This is a genomic window from Pseudarthrobacter cellobiosi, from assembly GCF_023913755.1.
GTDB classification, from domain to species: Bacteria; Actinomycetota; Actinomycetes; order Actinomycetales; family Micrococcaceae; genus Arthrobacter; species Arthrobacter cellobiosi.
Window position 1 is genome coordinate 98,553 of the sequence record NZ_JAMXBJ010000040.1, and the last position, 14,898, is coordinate 113,450.

Sequence of the window (14,898 nt, forward strand, 5' to 3'; positions counted from 1 at the left end):
GATCAGGGACTTGAGGCCACTCCGGAAGTGGCACGATCCCTGCAGGCGTCCGAAAACCGGTGGCGTGCCATCGCCAAGGAGTACGGGTTGTTCGACAGCGGTTCGGTTGCCGCCCTCCTGGGCGGCAGCGGGACGAACCGGAACAAGGCCCACCAGTTGGCCAAGGAAGGCAAGATCCTTGGAGTGAAACGTGGACGAGGCACCCTGTTCCCGGGGTTCGAGTTCGACCACGGTGAAGTCCGGCCCGTCATCGCGGAAGTTGCCGCCATCGGACGGCGCAATCGATGGTCCGACTCGCACCTGCTCCTCTGGCTGGCTTCCCCGAACGGGTACCTGGAAGGCCGCATCCCGGCCCGGATGATGGATGAGCCGGGCAAAATTATCGAGGCTGCACGCCAGGACCTGGCAGAACGTTGGTAGGGCCGGTACCCGCCCCTCCGACCCCTTTCGACCCTCAGCAGATGACCATCCCCGAGGGCACCTTGCTGCACCGCGTTTACGGTGCCGGCCCAAATGGGAAGCGCCTCCCGACGTCATCCAACCCGGGCATTGGGGAGCCGACGCGGTTCGCTTTCTTTGACGACGAGCATGGGGTGCCGGTGCCCGTTCTCTACGCAGCCGAGGATGTGGAAACGGCTGTCTGCGAGTCGGTACTCCATCATCTGCCCGCTGCCGGAGGGACTGTCTTTCCTAGGCAATACGCGGACCGAATCGCCGCAGGGATCACGACGCTCAGGCCGCTGCAAGTGGCATCCTTCCGGGGTGTCGGGCTGCGGCACTTCGGGTTGGACCGGTCCCAGCTGACTGACACAGAGTCCACGTGGTACGCCGACACGGTGAAATGGGCGGAAGCCGCCTGGAAGGCCGGCCTGGACGGGTGTGTCTGGACCAGCCGCCGGCTCGACTCCGGCGTGGCTTACGTTTTCTTCGACCGTGCCAAGGACGCTTTCGGCCTTACCGGGAGGGTTTCACCAAAAGTCTTCCTGAACGGTCCCGATCTGGACTGGCTTATCAATTTTTGCGCCTTCATCAACGTGGATGTGGAGCTCTGACGTCTCAGCCCTTGGCCCCGCGATGCACGCCAATCAGTGTTTCCAGCGGGATCCGCGCGGTGGCTCGCTCGATCTGGGCCGATATTCCCTTAAGGACGGGGAGGTGCCTGGTCAGGGTGGACGCGTGGGAGGTGGGCAGCACCAGGCCAATCGCGGCGCCGATCCTGCCGGTGTGGAAAACCGGAACGGCGATGGAACACGAACCCAGCCGCACCTCCTCCAAGGTGATGGCGTAGCCTTGCTCGCGGATCTCACTCAGCTCTGCGGCGAACCGCCGGGGGTCAATGTGGGTGTGGGCGGTGGGCCGTTCCAGATCCCGGTTCAGGTAGGCGTCCCGGACCCAGTCTTCCTCGAAGGCGAGGATGACTTTCCCGACGGCGGTGGCGTGCATCGGCAGCCGGCCTCCTACGCGGGAGGCCCGGGGGACGCGCTTGGAGCCATAGACCCTGTCGATGTAGAGGACTTCATGCCCTGCCCGGATCGCGAGGTGCGCGGTCTCGCCGGTCAGGGAGAACAGGTCCTGGACGTAGGGGCGGGCAGCATCGCGCAGTTGCCGGCCGGTGTTCTGGGCGAGCTCCCACAGCCGGATGCCCAGCTGGTAGCGGCCGTTCGATTCGCGCGTCAGGAAACCCCAGTCCGTCAGCTCGTTGACCAGCCGGTGCGTCGTGCTCAGGGGCAGCCCGGATTTCTCCGCAATGTCGGTCAGGCTCAGGGCTCCGCGGGACTTCTCGAAGGCCTCCAGGATGGCCAGCACCTTGGAGGTCACGGTGCGTCCGGGTTCGCGGCTGCCGCCAGCCATGGTGACCTCCTGGTTTCCGGTGCGCCTCGCGGCGTCCGGAATTGAGTCTAGACGTGACGCAAGTCGTTTCCTCAGCTCTCGTCGAGGAGGCGCTGCCGCTGCGGCCACAGGGTGACCGATTCCAACGCAGACAGCGCCCGCGCCATGGCGTTCGCCTCGTCGGTAAACAGGTAGCCGTGGACGCGTTGGCTGCACAGCCGCAGCGCCTGCCCGCGGTCCAGCCCGAACCAATCCATCACTGTGTCGATGCCGTGTGGACTGAGCCGCCAGGTTTTGTCCGCGTCCTTGACGATAGCGTCCTCGATGGAGAGTGCTTCGCGGCGGGAATCGTGCCCGTCAATGATGTCCAGAATTGCCGGGACTTTCACGTCATCGTAATCGGCCTCAGCGAGGATTCCGGCGGCCAGTCTGGCCCCCTCTTTCTCGTGGAGCAGCACAAGGTCCGGACGTCCGCCGCCCGGCGCGATTGCTGCCAGGACATCCGACGACGGCACCTGGGACCAGCCGATGTCGTGCAGCATGATCGCCGGAAGCACGACGGCGGCATCCGCTTCCGGGTGCGCGGCCAGCAGTGCGCGGGCCAGCCCAAAGGCGTAGAGCGTATGGGCGTCGTTGTCCCGTACCTTCAACAGAGGCGCCGCGAGCTCCCAGATAACGGCCAGACGGGGGTCCAGGGCGATGACCCCGTCCGGCTCCGCTTTGATCGCGGCAGAGACTGCCGCAACGTCGAGACCCGAGTGATTGGCTGCCGACCGTAGCTTTGTCATCCAACCAGCGTGCCCCGCCAAGGGATCCGCTGGCAACGATTTCTTCCGCCCAGCGGAATCACACCTCGCCATAGCGGAAGCGGGCGCGTCCGCCAACGGGTACCTGCGGGGCCACGTCGTGGTCTTTGAAGGAAATGTGCCGGATTCCTCCCCCGGGCTACCCGCCTGCGCTAGCGTAGCCACTGGGATCGGGAAATTTTCCTGGCGTCCTGGATCCGGGGCAATGCAGCCGTCGGGTTGTGTCTAATGTTTCGTTCGAGCAAAGGATGATCATGGCCGTTTCAATCGAGCTGGGCAAGAAACTCGACAAAGACTACGAAAACAAGAGCCTGGAGGAAGTCCTCGACGCTCCGCCGTCCGCGCTGGCCGGCCTCACGGACAAGCACGCCGAACTCCTGGCCGGCATGGGGATCAAGACAGTCCGCGATCTCGGCAGTAACAAGTACTTTGCAGTGGCAGGCGTCCTGGTGGCCCTGTCCAAGCACGTCGACTGATACACCCCCGACGTGAGAACGGTCCGGCCGGTTTCCACACCGGCCGGATCTTCCTGGTTACGAGCACCTCAGGGCAATTCCATCCCGAGAATCCGGGTCTCCGTCCGAAGCGCCATGCATGGCCCAATGTCACCTGCGTGCTCGCACGAATCGGCGTACGAGAACACAGTTCCCTGGTTGGCCACGGAGACCGGCTTCATAGCTGACGCCGTCGACCGGCGCATGCCGGTTCTGGAATCTGCTTCGGGAGCCAACTGCTGGCACGCGTGCTCGGCGGATGGGTATCGTCCTCTCCACGTCCCGAACAAGGATTTAAAGCGATCGCTTCCGACGACCACGAACTCATCCCCGAAGGTCCCTGGATGCAACTGCACGAGAGGTCGCGCAACGAAAACGCGCCGCAAGCATTCAGCGACGGACCCTACCTCGGCGTGCAGTTCCACCCCGAGGTCACAGCCGGCAGCTTCGAGAGCTGGATCGAACGCTGGATCGCCAGCGGCACGATCGAGCGGTTCCGCGTGAAAGGATTCGATATTGACGAGTTCCCTACCAGCAGATCAGAGGAACACCATGAACACCACCCCTCGGGCGATCATGCCCGCCGCCTTGCCCGCCGGTCCGGCAGAGCGGACCGTCTACTCCTACGGTGTCCGTGTCGGAGACACGCTACACATATCCGGCATGGTCGCCTTCGATGCCGACGGATCGATTGTCGGCGAGGGCAACATCGAGGCACAGACCGAGCAGGTCTTCGCCAACCTCCGCAGTGTCGTCGAGGAGGCCGGCGGCACTCTGGCCGACATCGTCTCCACGACAACATATTTGACAGACGTGGCCACCGCGCACATTGTGAGCGCTGCCCGGGCGAAGTATTTCACCGGGCCGGTCAAGCCCACCCACGCCGTCGTCGGAGTCGCTGCCCTGGCTAGACCTCAATTCCTCGTCGAAATTTCCGGCATCGCGCAGCTTGATTGACAGCCCCCGCCCGCCTCGTCTGAGCGATTAGACGGGGCGGGTCAAAGAGGGCCCACGGCTGCCCCGCTGGCCAGCGCTCTTAGTCCGAAGTTACGGCTGTCGTGACGTGCGCTTAAGCAACGCGAAGTCCCAGCGCTGACCCGGCTATCCGATCAGCGCCAGCACCGCCCCCGCGCCGACGACGCCGCCGGCATCCGCACGGATCCCGCTCAGCGTCCCGGTGCGGTGGGCGGTCACCTGGGTCTCCATTTTCATTGCCTCAAGCACGACGACGGGATCCCCCGCCGCCACCTCGGCGCCCGGCTCCACGAGCCACTTCACCACAGTCCCGGCCATGTCCGCGCGGAGCTCGCTGGGATCAGCGACGCCAGCGGCAGCACCGCCGTCGGCAGCGCCATCCAAACCAGCCCCGTCAAGGGAAACCCCCGCCGGAACGGCCGCGCCGGAGCGCGCCCAGCCATCCAGTAGGTCAGCGGGAAGTGCAACGGCGAGGCGCCGGCCGTCGACGTCAACGGTAATGGTGCGCCGCTCACCGTCCGGAACGGACGTGCCGAACTCCGGATCCGCAGCGATGGAATCCGCGAAGTCCGTCTCGATCCAGCGGGTGTGGATGCCTAGCGCGGTCTCGGACGTGAAGTCGGGCGCCTGGACCACGGCCCGGTGGAACGGCAGGACGGTGGCCACGCCGGTGATCTCCATTTCGGCGAGGGCGCGGCGGGCCCGGCGGAGTGCCTGCTGGCGGTCGGCGCCGGTCACGATCAGCTTGGCCAGCAGGGAATCAAACTGCGGAGCGACAACCGAACCGGAGCGGACCCCGGAGTCCAGCCGGATGCCCGGACCGGTGGGGCCGCTGAAGGTGGCGATGGTTCCGGGCGATGGCAGGAAGCCCCGGCCCACGTCCTCCGCGTTGAGCCGGAACTCGAACGAGTGGCCGCGCGGTGTGGGATCGGTGGTGAAGCGCAGCGGCTCACCGGCAGCGATCCGGAACTGCTCCTGGACCAGGTCCACGCCAGTGGTCTCCTCGGTGATGGGGTGCTCCACCTGCAGGCGCGTGTTCACCTCGAGGAACGCGACGGTGCCATCGGCGGCCACCAGGAACTCCACCGTCCCGGCCCCCGAATAGGAGGCTTCGCGGCACACTGCCTTGGCGGCGTCGTAAATCTGTTGGGTTTGCTCTTCGGTCAGGAAGGGTGCGGGGGCCTCTTCCACCAGTTTCTGGTGCCGGCGCTGCAGCGAGCAGTCGCGGGTGCCCACCACCACCACGTTGCCGTGCTGGTCCGCCAGGACCTGCGCCTCCACGTGCCGGGGCCGGTCCAGGTACCGCTCCACAAAGCACTCGCCGCGGCCGAAGGCCACCACCGCTTCACGGACCGCGGAATCGAAGGACTCCTCGATCTGGTCCATCTCGCGGACCACCTTCAGCCCGCGCCCGCCGCCGCCGAAGGCCGCCTTGATGGCGATCGGCAGGCCATGCTCCTCGGCGAACTCGCGGACCTCAGCAGCCGAAGCCACTGGACCGTCCGTGCCGGCCACCAAGGGGGCGCCGGCGCGGACGGCGATCTCGCGCGCCGTGATCTTGTTGCCGAGCTGCCGGATGGCCTCCGGGGTGGGGCCGATCCAGGTCAGGCCGGCATCCAGGACCGCCTGGGCAAAGCCTGCGTTCTCGGACAGGAAGCCGTAGCCGGGGTGAACTGCGTCCGCCCCGGACTCCGCAGCCACGCGCAGGAGGTTGGGGATATCGAGGTACGTGTCCGACGGCGCGTTGCCGCCCAGGCTGTACGCCTCGGTGGCAGCGCCCACGTGCATGGCGTCGGCATCGACGTCCGCGTAGACAGCCACGGACTCCAGCCCGGCGTCTTCGCAGGCGCGGACGATGCGGACGGCGATTTCTCCGCGGTTGGCGATCAGGACCTTACGCATCAGATGCTCACTTTGTCTGGGAAATGTCTGGGGATGATTCGGAAAAGCTGGTGGGCAGCCCGTAGCCGGGAGCCCAGCGGAACCGGATGGACCCGCCGATGGGAACCTGGGCGGCCAGGTCCAGCTGGTGATCCACCACGACGGCGATCACGGGGTAGCCGCCGGTGATGGGGTGGTCGGCCAGGAAGAGAACCGGCTGTCCCTCCGGCGGGATCTGGAGCGCGCCGGCCATGGTTCCCTCGCTGGGCAGCTCCCCGTCGCGGCTTCGGCTGAGCGCCTCACCGTCCAGGCGCATGCCCACACGGTTGGAGCGGGGCGTCACCGCCCAGTCCTGGGCGCAGAGTGATTCCAGTGCTGCGGCGTCGAACCAGTCATCGCGGGGTCCGGGAACGATGTCCAGGACCGTCACGCCGGTGTCCGGGAAGTCGGGCTGCAGTTCGGGGTTGCCCACCACGTTGGAGGACGTGGCGGCGCCGGCGCCCAGCAGCTGCCCGGCGGCCAGCGGTGCAGGTCCGATCCCGGACATGGTGTCCGTGGACCGGCTCCCCAGCACCGCATCGACTGCTGCGCCGCCGCGGATGGCCAGGTAGCTGCGGAAGCCGCGTTCGGGCGCGCCGATGGTCAGGATCTCGCCGTCCAGCAGGGCAAACGCGGTGGCCATGGGCACCTCGCGCACCTGCTCCGGCCGGTCAAAATCGGACTGGTCAGCGTCGTCCGGTGCGTCCGGGCCGGGAACGTCCGACGGCGTCACCACAGTCAGTGCCGACGGCGCGCCGGCCACTGCCAGCACCTGGTCCCCAACGGCCTGCACGCGGAGCCCGCCGGCAACGGATTCGACGACGGCGGCCGACGGGTCGTTGCCCACGATCCGGTTGGCGCGTCGCAGGGAGGAGCGGTCCAGTGCACCGGCTGAGGACACCCCGAGCCCGGCGTGACCGGGGCGGCCGAGGTCCTGGATCAGGCTCTGCAGTCCCGGCGACAGAATCAGCAGGCCGGATTGGACGTCCGGTTCCTGGCTGGCCGGGGCTTCGGAATCCGCCGCCCCCGCCTGGGTGTCCGCGACTTCAATGAGCTCGCGTACCGCACTGAACTGCACTCGGTCACCGGGCGCAACCAGGGCCGGCTGCTCCCGGCTGAGGTCCCACATGGAGGCCGCGGTGCGGCCGATCAGCTGCCAGCCGCCCGGGGATTTCCGCGGGTACACGGCCGAATAATTGCCAGCCAGGGCCACGGAACCTGCGGGGACGGCGGTCCGGGGCGAACTCCGACGCGGGACTTCAAGTAGCTGGTTCTCCCCCACCATGTAGCTGAAGCCCGGCGCGAAGCCACCGAACGCAACCGTCCAGACCTGTCCGGTGTGGGCTGCAATGACGCCGTCAGCGCCCAGCCCGGTGAGCCGGCCCACTTCGGCGAGGTCGTCGCCGTCGTACACGGTCTCAATCTGCACCAGTTTGCCTTCGGCGTGGGACTGGACCGTCAGGTCCATCTCCAGCAGCAGGGCCGCCATCCGGCGCGCCGCAGCGGGCGAATCCGCCTTGACCATCACGGTTTCGGCGGCGGCCAGGACGTCCGCCTGGCCGGGCAGCGGCTCCTCCAGCAGGAGGGCCTGCAGGGCCAGGACGTCGTGGAGCCCGGAGAGTTCGGCGAGCACCGCCGTCGTACCTACCGGCCGGACGGCGAGCACCCGGGCCGCGGCAGCGGGCTTGCTGACTGTCTCCATGGGATCAGGCCGCGCCGCTCAGGCGCGGCTCTCCTTCGCGTCATCGCTGTGCAGCAGGCGGAGGTCCTCTTCCGGCTGCGGGTCGCGGCCGAGGCGCATGCCCACGATGGTGATGATGGCCGTCAGGAGGATGTACCCGGCGATCAGGTACCAGCCGCCGGACGCTGCGCCGTAAAGGGCGGTGAAGATCAACGGAGCCACAGCGCCGCCGATCACGCCGGCAAGGGTGTAGGCCAGGGAGCTGCCGGCGTAGCGGAGGCGGGCCGGGAACTGCTCGGTGATGAAGGCTGCCTGCGGGCCGTACATAAAGGCGTGCAGGGCCAGTCCGATCACCACGCCGATGATCAGCATCACCACGGACTTGCCCGCGATCATCAGGAAGAACAGGGGAATGTAGACGGCGGTGGCGGCAGCGGCAATGCCGTAAACCCAGCGGCGGTTGAACCGGTCGGTCAGGGCGCCGGCGAGCGGGATGAGGAAGAGCTGGAACGCGGAGCCGATCAGGATGGCAGCCAGCACGTTGCCGGTGGTCATGCCCAGTTCCTTGGTGGCGTAAACGGCCACAAAAACGGTGAACAGTGCGTAGAGCACGTCCGGGCAGACGCGGGACAGGGCAGCGGAGATCAGCGCACGGGGCTGGGTGGTGAAGACTTCCTTGATGGGGGCCTTCGGCTGGTCACCATGGGCCGCGATGGCCTTGAAGACCGGGGTTTCCTCGAGCTTGAGGCGGATGATCAGGCCGAAGACCACCAGCAGGGCCGAGGCCAGGAAGGCTACGCGCCAGCCCCAGGAAAGGAACGCTTCGGTGCTGAGTGAGGCGGCGAGGATGGCCAGGACGCCGTTGGCCATGAGGTTGCCGGCGGGAGGGCCGATCTGGGCTGCGGAGGACCAGAAACCACGTTTGTTGGGGTCGCCGAATTCGCTGGACAGCAGTACCGCGCCGCCCCATTCGCCGCCGACGCCGATGCCCTGGGCCAGGCGCAGGAGCACCAGGATGATGGGGGCCCAGATCCCGATTGCGGAGTAGTCGGGCAGCGCACCGATGAGGACGGTGGCGATGCCGATCAGTACCAGGGTGAAGACCAGGACGTACTTGCGGCCCACCTTGTCGCCGAGCCGGCCGAAGATGATGCCGCCGATCGGGCGGGCGAGGTAGCCCACGGCGAAGGCGGAGAAGGACAGGAGGAGGCCTACGAATTCATCGTCCGAGGGGAAGAAAATCTTGGGGAAGACGAGGGCTGACGCCACCGAGTAGATGGCGAAGTCGTAGTACTCAAGCGAGGTGCCGGTGAGGCTGGCAACGTACGCCTTGAGCGCGCCAGGCGGCGGCTTCCTTGCCGCGGTCTTTGCTGCCTTGTTGGTGCTGGTCATGGTTTCCTCCGGGGGGATGAGGGGTGGTGCGGGGGGCCGGCGTGCGGCCGTGGGATGGGGCTAGAGGAACGAGCTGATGCTGACACCGGCGTCGCCGAGAGCGGACTTCACTGCAGTGGCCATCGCTACGGCCCCCGGTGAGTCACCATGCACGCAGATGCTTTCCGCGCGGATTTTGAGGGTGGACCCGTCAATTGCGCGGACTGAGGATTCCGTGGCCATCCGTAGGACATGTTCCGCCACTTGTTCCGGATCCTCAAGGACTGCTCCCGGGAGGGAGCGCGACACCAGGGTGCCGTCCGGGTTGTAGGCCCGGTCCGCGAACGCTTCTGTCACTGCGCGCAGTCCGGCTGCTTCTGCAAGCCGCAGGACTTCCGAACCGGGGAGGCCGAGGATCGGAAGGTTGGGGTCAACCGATTTCACGGCGTCGACGACGGCCTGGGCCTGCGCTGTGTGTGTGACGATGGCGTTGTACAGTCCGCCGTGCGGCTTCACATACCGGACTTGGGTTCCTGCAACGGCGGCCAGGGCCTGCAGGGCACCTATCTGGTACACCACATCGTCGGCCAGTTCTGTGGGGCTGATGTCCATAAAACGGCGTCCGAAACCGGCGAGATCCCGGTAGCCGACGTGGGCGCCGATGACAACGCCGGCTCCAGCAGCCTCGCGGCAGGTCCTGCGGATGACGCTGGGATCGCCGGCGTGGAATCCGCAGGCCACGTTCGCGCTCGAAACCGAGCCGAACATGGCCAGGTCATCGCCGAGGCTCCAGCGGCCGAAGGACTCGCCGACGTCGCTGTTCAGGTCAATCGCTGCCATTTGTGATCCCCGTCTCATTGAGTGGTCCTACTAGGATGCACTAAATTTACGGATTGTTCAACAATCCTTCGATTCAACAATGTGACGATCGTGTAAATTCTCGAGTATGGCCTCTTCAGAACCGACTGTCCCCTCTTCCCGACTTTCGACGAATCACTCGGCGGCCCGGACCGCCGCAGGGCGCCTGCGGGTGGCCGTTCCGTCCGTGGCGGAGCGGGTTGCGGATGAACTCCGCCTGCAGTTGGCGGAAGGAGCCCTGCTCCCGGGAACTCGGCTCACCGAATCCACCATCGCGGAGGACCTCGGCGTCTCCCGCAACACGGTGCGTGAGGCCTTCGTTGAACTTGCCAGCGAACGCCTGGTGGTCCGCCATCCCAACCGCGGCGTCTTCGTGGCAAGCCTGGAGGCAGGGGACGTCCATGACGTCTATACCGTCCGTCGCGCCATCGAGGTCAGCGCGCTGCGTGCCGGAGGCAGCCCGGAGGATGTGGCCGCCGTCCGGGCCGCCGTCGAGGAAGGCAAGCGTGCCGCGGCGGCCAGTGACGACGAAGCCCTGGGCACCGCCAACCAGCACTTCCACGGCGCCATTGTGGCCATGGCCGGAAGCCCGCGGCTGAACAGCATCATGAGCCAGGTCCTGGCCGAGATGCGCCTGTTCTTCCACAAAGCCACCGTGGACGCGCAGTTCTACCAGCACTACCTGCCGGACAACGAAGCGATCTGCCTGGCCCTGGAAGCCGGGGAACTGGACCGCGCGGCCGACCTTCTCCAGGCGTATCTGGACCGCTCCGAAGACAACCTGAGCGAAGTGCACGGCGAAGCCGGAACAGACTGAGCCGTTAGGCTGGACGAATGAAACGCCGCCTTGCAGCCCTGTCCGCCGTCCCCCTGATACTCCTCCTCTCCGCCTGCGGATCGGTCCAGGAAGTCGCTGAAAACACCGCAAACGATGCCGCCTCCAAGGTGGCTACCGCAGCCTCGGACGAGGTCAGGAAGCAGGTCTGCACCGTGGTGGAGGACGGGCTGGTCAGCGTCCAGGACAAGGCATTGCTGGGCGGGCTGGTGTCCGCCGCGGACACTGCCGGGGTGCCCGCGGAAATTACGACGCCGCTGGGCCAGATCGCCGAAGCCGGAGACCAGGTGCCGGCTGAGTCAGTCACAGCACTGACGGAAGCCTGCTCGGCTTAGTTCCGGCTGTTCCTGTTAGAGCAACGCGGGCTCACAAGTTAGCGCTTGCCCTTTTTGCGTGAGCCCTTGCCGCGGCCCTTGTCCGGATTCGGGGCGTAACGCTGGGCCACCTTCGGTTTCTTGACCGCGGGGCCGCGCCGGTCCGGCTTCGGCTCCTTCTTGGGCTTCTCCTGCTGGGCCGAGGGCTGCCGGGAGCTCGCCGCGGTGCGGCCGCGGACAATCCCGATGAACTCCTCGATGATGTCGTCCGAAGAATCGCTGGGCCAGGCGAGCGCGATCTCCGTGACCGGGGAACCCGTTAGCCGGCGGGCAACGGTGTCCTTGACGTTGAAATGCCGGGCCACGGACATGGGCAGGATTACCAGGCCCGCACCGGACGCCACCACCTGCATGGCCGCTTCCGGGCCACCCATTTCGGCTACGTCCAGGAACGTCTCTGCCGACAGGTCGGCCAGGGCCACTTCCTCAAACACCGAAATCTCGTGCCCCTTGGGCGCCACCACCACGGGCTGCTCCTCATACAGGGGGATCACGTTGAGGCCCTCGCGTTCCACCGGAAGCCGGACAAAGCTAAGGTCCGCGGAACCGTCACTTAATACGGAAAGCTGGGCGCCGTCGTCGGACATAAACGACTCCAGCGGGATGTCCAGGACGCGCTCTTCCCAGCGGCGGATCCATTTGCCCGGGGTCACGCCGGCCACGTAGGCGAAGCGGAGCACTCGGGGTGCCTCCTGCTCCGGCGATTCGGCGGGGCTTGCGTTCTGGGGGGATTCATTGTCTGCGGGCACGTCTTCACAGTACCGCCCGCGCGGCCCCGCAATGCCGGAACTGGGGTGGAGCTGGTGCGGGACTGGTGCTGAGATGGTGCCCTACGGGCAGGCAGCCGGATACCCTTGAACCATGACCTCTGCAAACTCCCAGTCCATGAAGCCGGCCACCGTTGCCAAGAAGCTTGGCATCTACCTGCCGGCAACACCGCAGGAGTTCCAGGATTCAACCATCAGCCGCGCCGATTTCGCCGAACTCCAGGCCAACCCGCCGGAGTGGCTCGCGGAGCTCCGGCGCAACGGCCCGCACCCCCGCCCGGTGGTGGCCCAGAAGCTGAACGTCTCCATCAGCGGCCTGGCCCGCGGCGGTGTTGAGGAAGCGCTGACGACGGCGGAAATCACCGCGCTGCTGCAGGCTCCCCCGGCATGGCTGGTCACCGAGCGCTCCACTCATGCCGCCGTCCGCACCGAAGCCCAGCGCGTCAAGGACGAAGCCGTCAAAAGGGACGCCAAGAAAGCCCGCGCCCAGGCCGAATAGCCTCCGCTTTCTGAGTCACCTGCGCTTTTCCTAGGCTTGTCCGCGGATCTGAACCTTCACGATTCGGATCCGCGGACAGGCCTCTGTTGTTCCTTTCATTGCCAATCGTAGAACAAGGGCTACATCAAGCGTAGAATGCAGCCATGGACAAGGTAGGGGTTCGGGAACTCAAGCAAAATCCAAGGGCTGTCATTGAGCGGGTTGAGCACGGAGCCACTCTTGAGATAACCCTCCAAGGCCGTGCGGTCGCAGTGATCTCACCTGTAACGCATCGCAAGAAGTGGACTTCAGCCGCTGAAGTGGCAATTGCCCTGAAGCTCGCCCAGCTCGGCGCAGACCAGACCGGGTGGCTCACGGAACATGAAGAATCCAGAGATGCCGATCCCCTTGTTGATCCGTGGACTACCCAGTGATCCTCCTTGACACGAATGTCCTGATCGCACCACCGGCCGTGTGGCCGGCCGGCGCCGTACTCGGCTCGAGCATCATCTCGCTGGCGGAGCTCCAATTCGGAATCCGATCGTCAGCGTCTGAGGAGATCCGCCGGAACCGGGTGCACCGCCTTGCCGTCTGGCGGGAACTGATGGACTGGATTCTCTTTGACGAGCATGCCGCCGAGAGTTATGGCGAGCTGGCTGCGCGGGTCAAGCGCCTGAGGCCCCAACATGCCAGGAGTAAGGACATAATGATCGCCGCGCAAGCCCACTCTCTTGGCATCCCGTTGATGACCCGCAACGCCAGGGACTTCGAGTTGGTCGAAGATGTGGTGGAGATCCTGGAGGCAGGCGACTGAGTGCGGGACTGACAATCCAACCCATTCGCGGCCAGGTCCGTGCGCCGAAGCGATAGCCTGGACGCTATGCGCACCGGGAGCGAAACACCTTGACGGCCAGAGACTGGTCAGCAGCTGAAATCGCGGCAACCGTAGCCAGCTACCTTGAGATGCTGCGATTGGAAGTGCTAGGGCAGCCCTACAGTAAAACGATGTTCCGGGATCGGCTGCTGGCCCTGCTGAACAACCGGACCAGCACCGCCGTCGAGTATAAGCACCAGAACATCTCGGCCGTCATGATGAGGCTGGGCCTTCGCCCCATCAAGGGATACCAGCCAGCCAGAACTACCAGCACGCGCTGATCGCTGAAGTTCAAGCGCAACTGGCGTCCTCGCCGTCGATCATTGAGCAAGTCTTGGCCGAGGCGCTGCACACGCCTGACGCCGCAGCAATTGGCGCACTCGACTTCGAGTGGTCCCCGATCCCCAAAATCGTCCTCCCGGACGCCCGGGCCGGCGCCCGGTCAGCGCGTCACTACGACTAAGCAACAGTTGAGGCGAGCAACCGAAAGCTCGGGGTCGGCGGCGAGGAAGCCGTCGTCGACCTTGAACGACGGCGGCTGCACAGTGCCGGAAAGCGCAAGCTGAGGTCTTCCACCTCATCAGAGTCCTCAACTTCGGCCCCGCACCCCGCTGGTACCACCTGCCAGGCAGCATCGAAACCACGTGTGAACTTCAGGAAAGCACATTCCTCGCCGTGCCGAAGGCCGGCTAATCAGTCCTGGTGCAGCTGCACGAAGTTGCCGCAGCCGTCGTCGAAGACCGCACTGATCCCAGACGGATCCTCTGACGGTTCGCCCTGGAATTTCACACCGGCAGCCACCAGCCGGTCGTACTCAGCCTGTACATCCGGAACCCCGAAGGTGATGGCCGCGATACCGGCGTCGTGCAGTGCGTTCATGTAATTGGCGCCGATCGGGTTGTCGCTAGGCTCCAGCAGCAGCCCCACCGACCCGGCGTCGGAGCCCGGATCCTTGATGATGAAGAGGTTGTACTCAGGCATCGCCATGAGTGTCTCGAACCCGAGGGTCCCGGTGTAGAACGTATGGGCGGTGACCGGATCCTGGACATGGATGCTGCACATTTTCAGTCTCATGGTCCCAAGCTACCCGGCCCGCAGGAGGCGTGCGAACCTTCAGCGGAGAAGAGCCGTCCTACGTGTCCATCAGAGCTGCCAGCCCGAGATTAGCGGTCTCCAGGGCCCAGACTGAAGGCACATCCGCCAGGCAGCTGGCCTCCGCAACCGCATCGCTGCGCAGGCCGCGGTGAAATGTGGCGTGGACTCGGCCATGGATCCGGATTCGAAGATGTCTTTCGGTGCCGTCGTAGGCGGAGCCGAAGTCCCGTGAGCGGCCGCGAGGTGCCCCTGGCAAGGTAACGCCAATCGAGTCCGCCAGCTGCGTTTGCCAAGTACGGCGAGGCAGATCCCGACAGTCCGTAGATTGCCAGGGCTATTGAGATTCTTGCCAACAAAACTGAAACCGGACACGAGAGCTGCGCATTCCGACCCTCTTCGAAACTGGCCGATAAGGGACCTTCCATCAAGCAAATTGCGTTCCCTAGGTGCGTGGGTCGGTAATTGTTTGAGGGTTCCTCAGGTTTGAGCCGTAATGGCCCGAGGCCGGTTTCCTTGTCTTGGAAAGGTGCCGGCCTTTTG

At 65.7% G+C, this 14,898-nt stretch carries 19 protein-coding genes; 11 read left to right on the forward strand and 8 right to left on the reverse strand.

The genetic code is table 11. The features are described from left to right. Nucleotides 1–27: 27 nt before the first annotated feature. Nucleotides 28–420 carry a hypothetical protein gene (locus tag NG696_RS07955; protein ID WP_252575054.1) on the forward strand — a complete coding sequence of 131 codons (393 nt, stop codon included), beginning with the start codon at nt 28–30 and terminating at the stop codon, nt 418–420. 41 nt (nt 421–461) lie between these two features. Further along, on the forward strand, nt 462–1,052 hold the full coding sequence (locus NG696_RS07960) for an RES family NAD+ phosphorylase (protein WP_252575056.1): 591 nt from the start codon (nt 462–464) through the stop codon (nt 1,050–1,052). A gap of 4 nt (nt 1,053–1,056) precedes the next feature. Here NG696_RS07960 and NG696_RS07965 read toward each other — a convergent pair whose 3' ends face one another. Beyond that, entirely contained in the window at nt 1,057–1,851 is a 795-nt protein-coding gene (locus NG696_RS07965; protein WP_252575058.1) for an IclR family transcriptional regulator, read from the reverse strand. A gap of 71 nt (nt 1,852–1,922) precedes the next feature. Then, nucleotides 1,923–2,618: an HD domain-containing protein gene (locus NG696_RS07970; RefSeq protein WP_252567713.1), complete on the reverse strand. Its 696-nt coding sequence runs from the start codon at nt 2,616–2,618 to the stop codon at nt 1,923–1,925. Between the two features lie 272 nt (nt 2,619–2,890). On the opposite strand from NG696_RS07970, the gene NG696_RS07975 reads away from it, so the two are divergent. Together NG696_RS07975 and NG696_RS07980 are read left to right on the forward strand one after the other, a co-directional pair. Further along, the gene (locus NG696_RS07975; protein WP_252575060.1) at nt 2,891–3,112 is read left to right on the forward strand and encodes a hypothetical protein; all 222 of its coding nucleotides are present in this window, start codon (nt 2,891–2,893) and stop codon (nt 3,110–3,112) included. Between the two features lie 570 nt (nt 3,113–3,682). Continuing rightward, the gene (locus tag NG696_RS07980) at nt 3,683–4,087 is read left to right on the forward strand and encodes a RidA family protein (protein ID WP_252567709.1); all 405 of its coding nucleotides are present in this window, start codon (nt 3,683–3,685) and stop codon (nt 4,085–4,087) included. A gap of 144 nt (nt 4,088–4,231) precedes the next feature. Here the strand turns inward: NG696_RS07980 and NG696_RS07985 are convergent, their stop codons facing one another. Genes NG696_RS07985 through NG696_RS08000 form a run of 4 tightly spaced genes read right to left on the reverse strand, consistent with a single transcriptional unit; the run spans nt 4,232 to nt 9,917 of the window. Further along, complete coding sequence (locus tag NG696_RS07985) at nt 4,232–6,007, reverse strand: acetyl/propionyl/methylcrotonyl-CoA carboxylase subunit alpha (RefSeq protein WP_252575062.1); 1,776 nt, start codon at nt 6,005–6,007, stop codon at nt 4,232–4,234. Nucleotides 6,008–6,014: 7 nt separating this feature from the next. Next, on the reverse strand, nt 6,015–7,727 hold the full coding sequence (locus NG696_RS07990; RefSeq protein ID WP_252575064.1) for a 5-oxoprolinase subunit B/C family protein: 1,713 nt from the start codon (nt 7,725–7,727) through the stop codon (nt 6,015–6,017). An 18-nt stretch (nt 7,728–7,745) separates the two neighbouring features. Then, a complete protein-coding gene (locus tag NG696_RS07995; RefSeq protein ID WP_252567703.1) occupies nt 7,746–9,098 on the reverse strand; it encodes an MFS transporter in 1,353 nt (450 codons plus the stop codon). Between the two features lie 60 nt (nt 9,099–9,158). Continuing rightward, entirely contained in the window at nt 9,159–9,917 is a 759-nt protein-coding gene (locus NG696_RS08000; protein ID WP_252567701.1) for a LamB/YcsF family protein, read from the reverse strand. 106 nt (nt 9,918–10,023) lie between these two features. Between NG696_RS08000 and NG696_RS08005 the strand changes: the two genes are divergently transcribed. Both NG696_RS08005 and NG696_RS08010 read left to right on the forward strand, forming a co-directional pair. Beyond that, nucleotides 10,024–10,752, forward strand: a complete 729-nt coding sequence (locus NG696_RS08005) for a GntR family transcriptional regulator (RefSeq protein ID WP_252575072.1) — start codon at nt 10,024–10,026, stop codon at nt 10,750–10,752. A 17-nt stretch (nt 10,753–10,769) separates the two neighbouring features. Beyond that, nucleotides 10,770–11,105, forward strand: coding sequence for a hypothetical protein (locus tag NG696_RS08010; RefSeq protein ID WP_252567697.1), 336 nt, complete (start codon nt 10,770–10,772; stop codon nt 11,103–11,105). Between the two features lie 38 nt (nt 11,106–11,143). On the opposite strand, the gene NG696_RS08015 is transcribed toward NG696_RS08010, so the two are convergent. Beyond that, a complete protein-coding gene (locus NG696_RS08015; RefSeq protein WP_252567696.1) occupies nt 11,144–11,893 on the reverse strand; it encodes a LysR family transcriptional regulator substrate-binding protein in 750 nt (249 codons plus the stop codon). 112 nt (nt 11,894–12,005) lie between these two features. On the opposite strand from NG696_RS08015, the gene NG696_RS08020 reads away from it, so the two are divergent. The 5 genes from NG696_RS08020 (at nt 12,006) to NG696_RS20745 (ending at nt 13,726) form a co-directional block, all read left to right on the forward strand. Further along, on the forward strand, nt 12,006–12,410 hold the full coding sequence (locus NG696_RS08020) for a DUF5997 family protein (protein WP_252567694.1): 405 nt from the start codon (nt 12,006–12,008) through the stop codon (nt 12,408–12,410). A 143-nt stretch (nt 12,411–12,553) separates the two neighbouring features. Continuing rightward, nucleotides 12,554–12,823, forward strand: coding sequence for a type II toxin-antitoxin system Phd/YefM family antitoxin (locus NG696_RS08025; protein ID WP_252567692.1), 270 nt, complete (start codon nt 12,554–12,556; stop codon nt 12,821–12,823). Further along, nucleotides 12,820–13,203, forward strand: coding sequence for a PIN domain-containing protein (locus NG696_RS08030; RefSeq protein ID WP_252567690.1), 384 nt, complete (start codon nt 12,820–12,822; stop codon nt 13,201–13,203). Before NG696_RS08025 ends, NG696_RS08030 begins: the two co-directional genes overlap by 4 nt. A gap of 191 nt (nt 13,204–13,394) precedes the next feature. Further along, nucleotides 13,395–13,544: a hypothetical protein gene (locus tag NG696_RS08035; protein WP_252575074.1), complete on the forward strand. Its 150-nt coding sequence runs from the start codon at nt 13,395–13,397 to the stop codon at nt 13,542–13,544. 53 nt (nt 13,545–13,597) lie between these two features. Then, the gene (locus tag NG696_RS20745) at nt 13,598–13,726 is read left to right on the forward strand and encodes a hypothetical protein (RefSeq protein WP_256470929.1); all 129 of its coding nucleotides are present in this window, start codon (nt 13,598–13,600) and stop codon (nt 13,724–13,726) included. A gap of 230 nt (nt 13,727–13,956) precedes the next feature. Here the strand turns inward: NG696_RS20745 and NG696_RS08040 are convergent, their stop codons facing one another. Further along, a complete protein-coding gene (locus NG696_RS08040; protein WP_252575075.1) occupies nt 13,957–14,337 on the reverse strand; it encodes a VOC family protein in 381 nt (126 codons plus the stop codon). Between the last annotated feature and the right edge of the window lie 561 nt (nt 14,338–14,898).

Bases quoted from the DNA above. Each gene is read 5' to 3' on its own strand.
- NG696_RS07960 (WP_252575056.1), top strand. From the start codon at position 462: ATGACCATCCCCGAGGGCACCTTGCTGCACCGCGTTTACGGTGCCGGC.
- NG696_RS07965 (WP_252575058.1), bottom strand. From the start codon at position 1,851: ATGGCTGGCGGCAGCCGCGAACCCGGACGCACCGTGACCTCCAAGGTG.
- NG696_RS07970 (WP_252567713.1), bottom strand. From the start codon at position 2,618: ATGACAAAGCTACGGTCGGCAGCCAATCACTCGGGTCTCGACGTTGCG.
- NG696_RS07975 (WP_252575060.1), top strand. From the start codon at position 2,891: ATGGCCGTTTCAATCGAGCTGGGCAAGAAACTCGACAAAGACTACGAA.
- NG696_RS07980 (WP_252567709.1), top strand. From the start codon at position 3,683: ATGAACACCACCCCTCGGGCGATCATGCCCGCCGCCTTGCCCGCCGGT.
- NG696_RS07985 (WP_252575062.1), bottom strand. From the start codon at position 6,007: ATGCGTAAGGTCCTGATCGCCAACCGCGGAGAAATCGCCGTCCGCATC.
- NG696_RS07990 (WP_252575064.1), bottom strand. From the start codon at position 7,727: ATGGAGACAGTCAGCAAGCCCGCTGCCGCGGCCCGGGTGCTCGCCGTC.
- NG696_RS07995 (WP_252567703.1), bottom strand. From the start codon at position 9,098: ATGACCAGCACCAACAAGGCAGCAAAGACCGCGGCAAGGAAGCCGCCG.
- NG696_RS08000 (WP_252567701.1), bottom strand. From the start codon at position 9,917: ATGGCAGCGATTGACCTGAACAGCGACGTCGGCGAGTCCTTCGGCCGC.
- NG696_RS08005 (WP_252575072.1), top strand. From the start codon at position 10,024: ATGGCCTCTTCAGAACCGACTGTCCCCTCTTCCCGACTTTCGACGAAT.
- NG696_RS08010 (WP_252567697.1), top strand. From the start codon at position 10,770: ATGAAACGCCGCCTTGCAGCCCTGTCCGCCGTCCCCCTGATACTCCTC.
- NG696_RS08020 (WP_252567694.1), top strand. From the start codon at position 12,006: ATGACCTCTGCAAACTCCCAGTCCATGAAGCCGGCCACCGTTGCCAAG.
- NG696_RS08025 (WP_252567692.1), top strand. From the start codon at position 12,554: ATGGACAAGGTAGGGGTTCGGGAACTCAAGCAAAATCCAAGGGCTGTC.
- NG696_RS08035 (WP_252575074.1), top strand. From the start codon at position 13,395: ATGTTCCGGGATCGGCTGCTGGCCCTGCTGAACAACCGGACCAGCACC.
- NG696_RS08040 (WP_252575075.1), bottom strand. From the start codon at position 14,337: ATGAGACTGAAAATGTGCAGCATCCATGTCCAGGATCCGGTCACCGCC.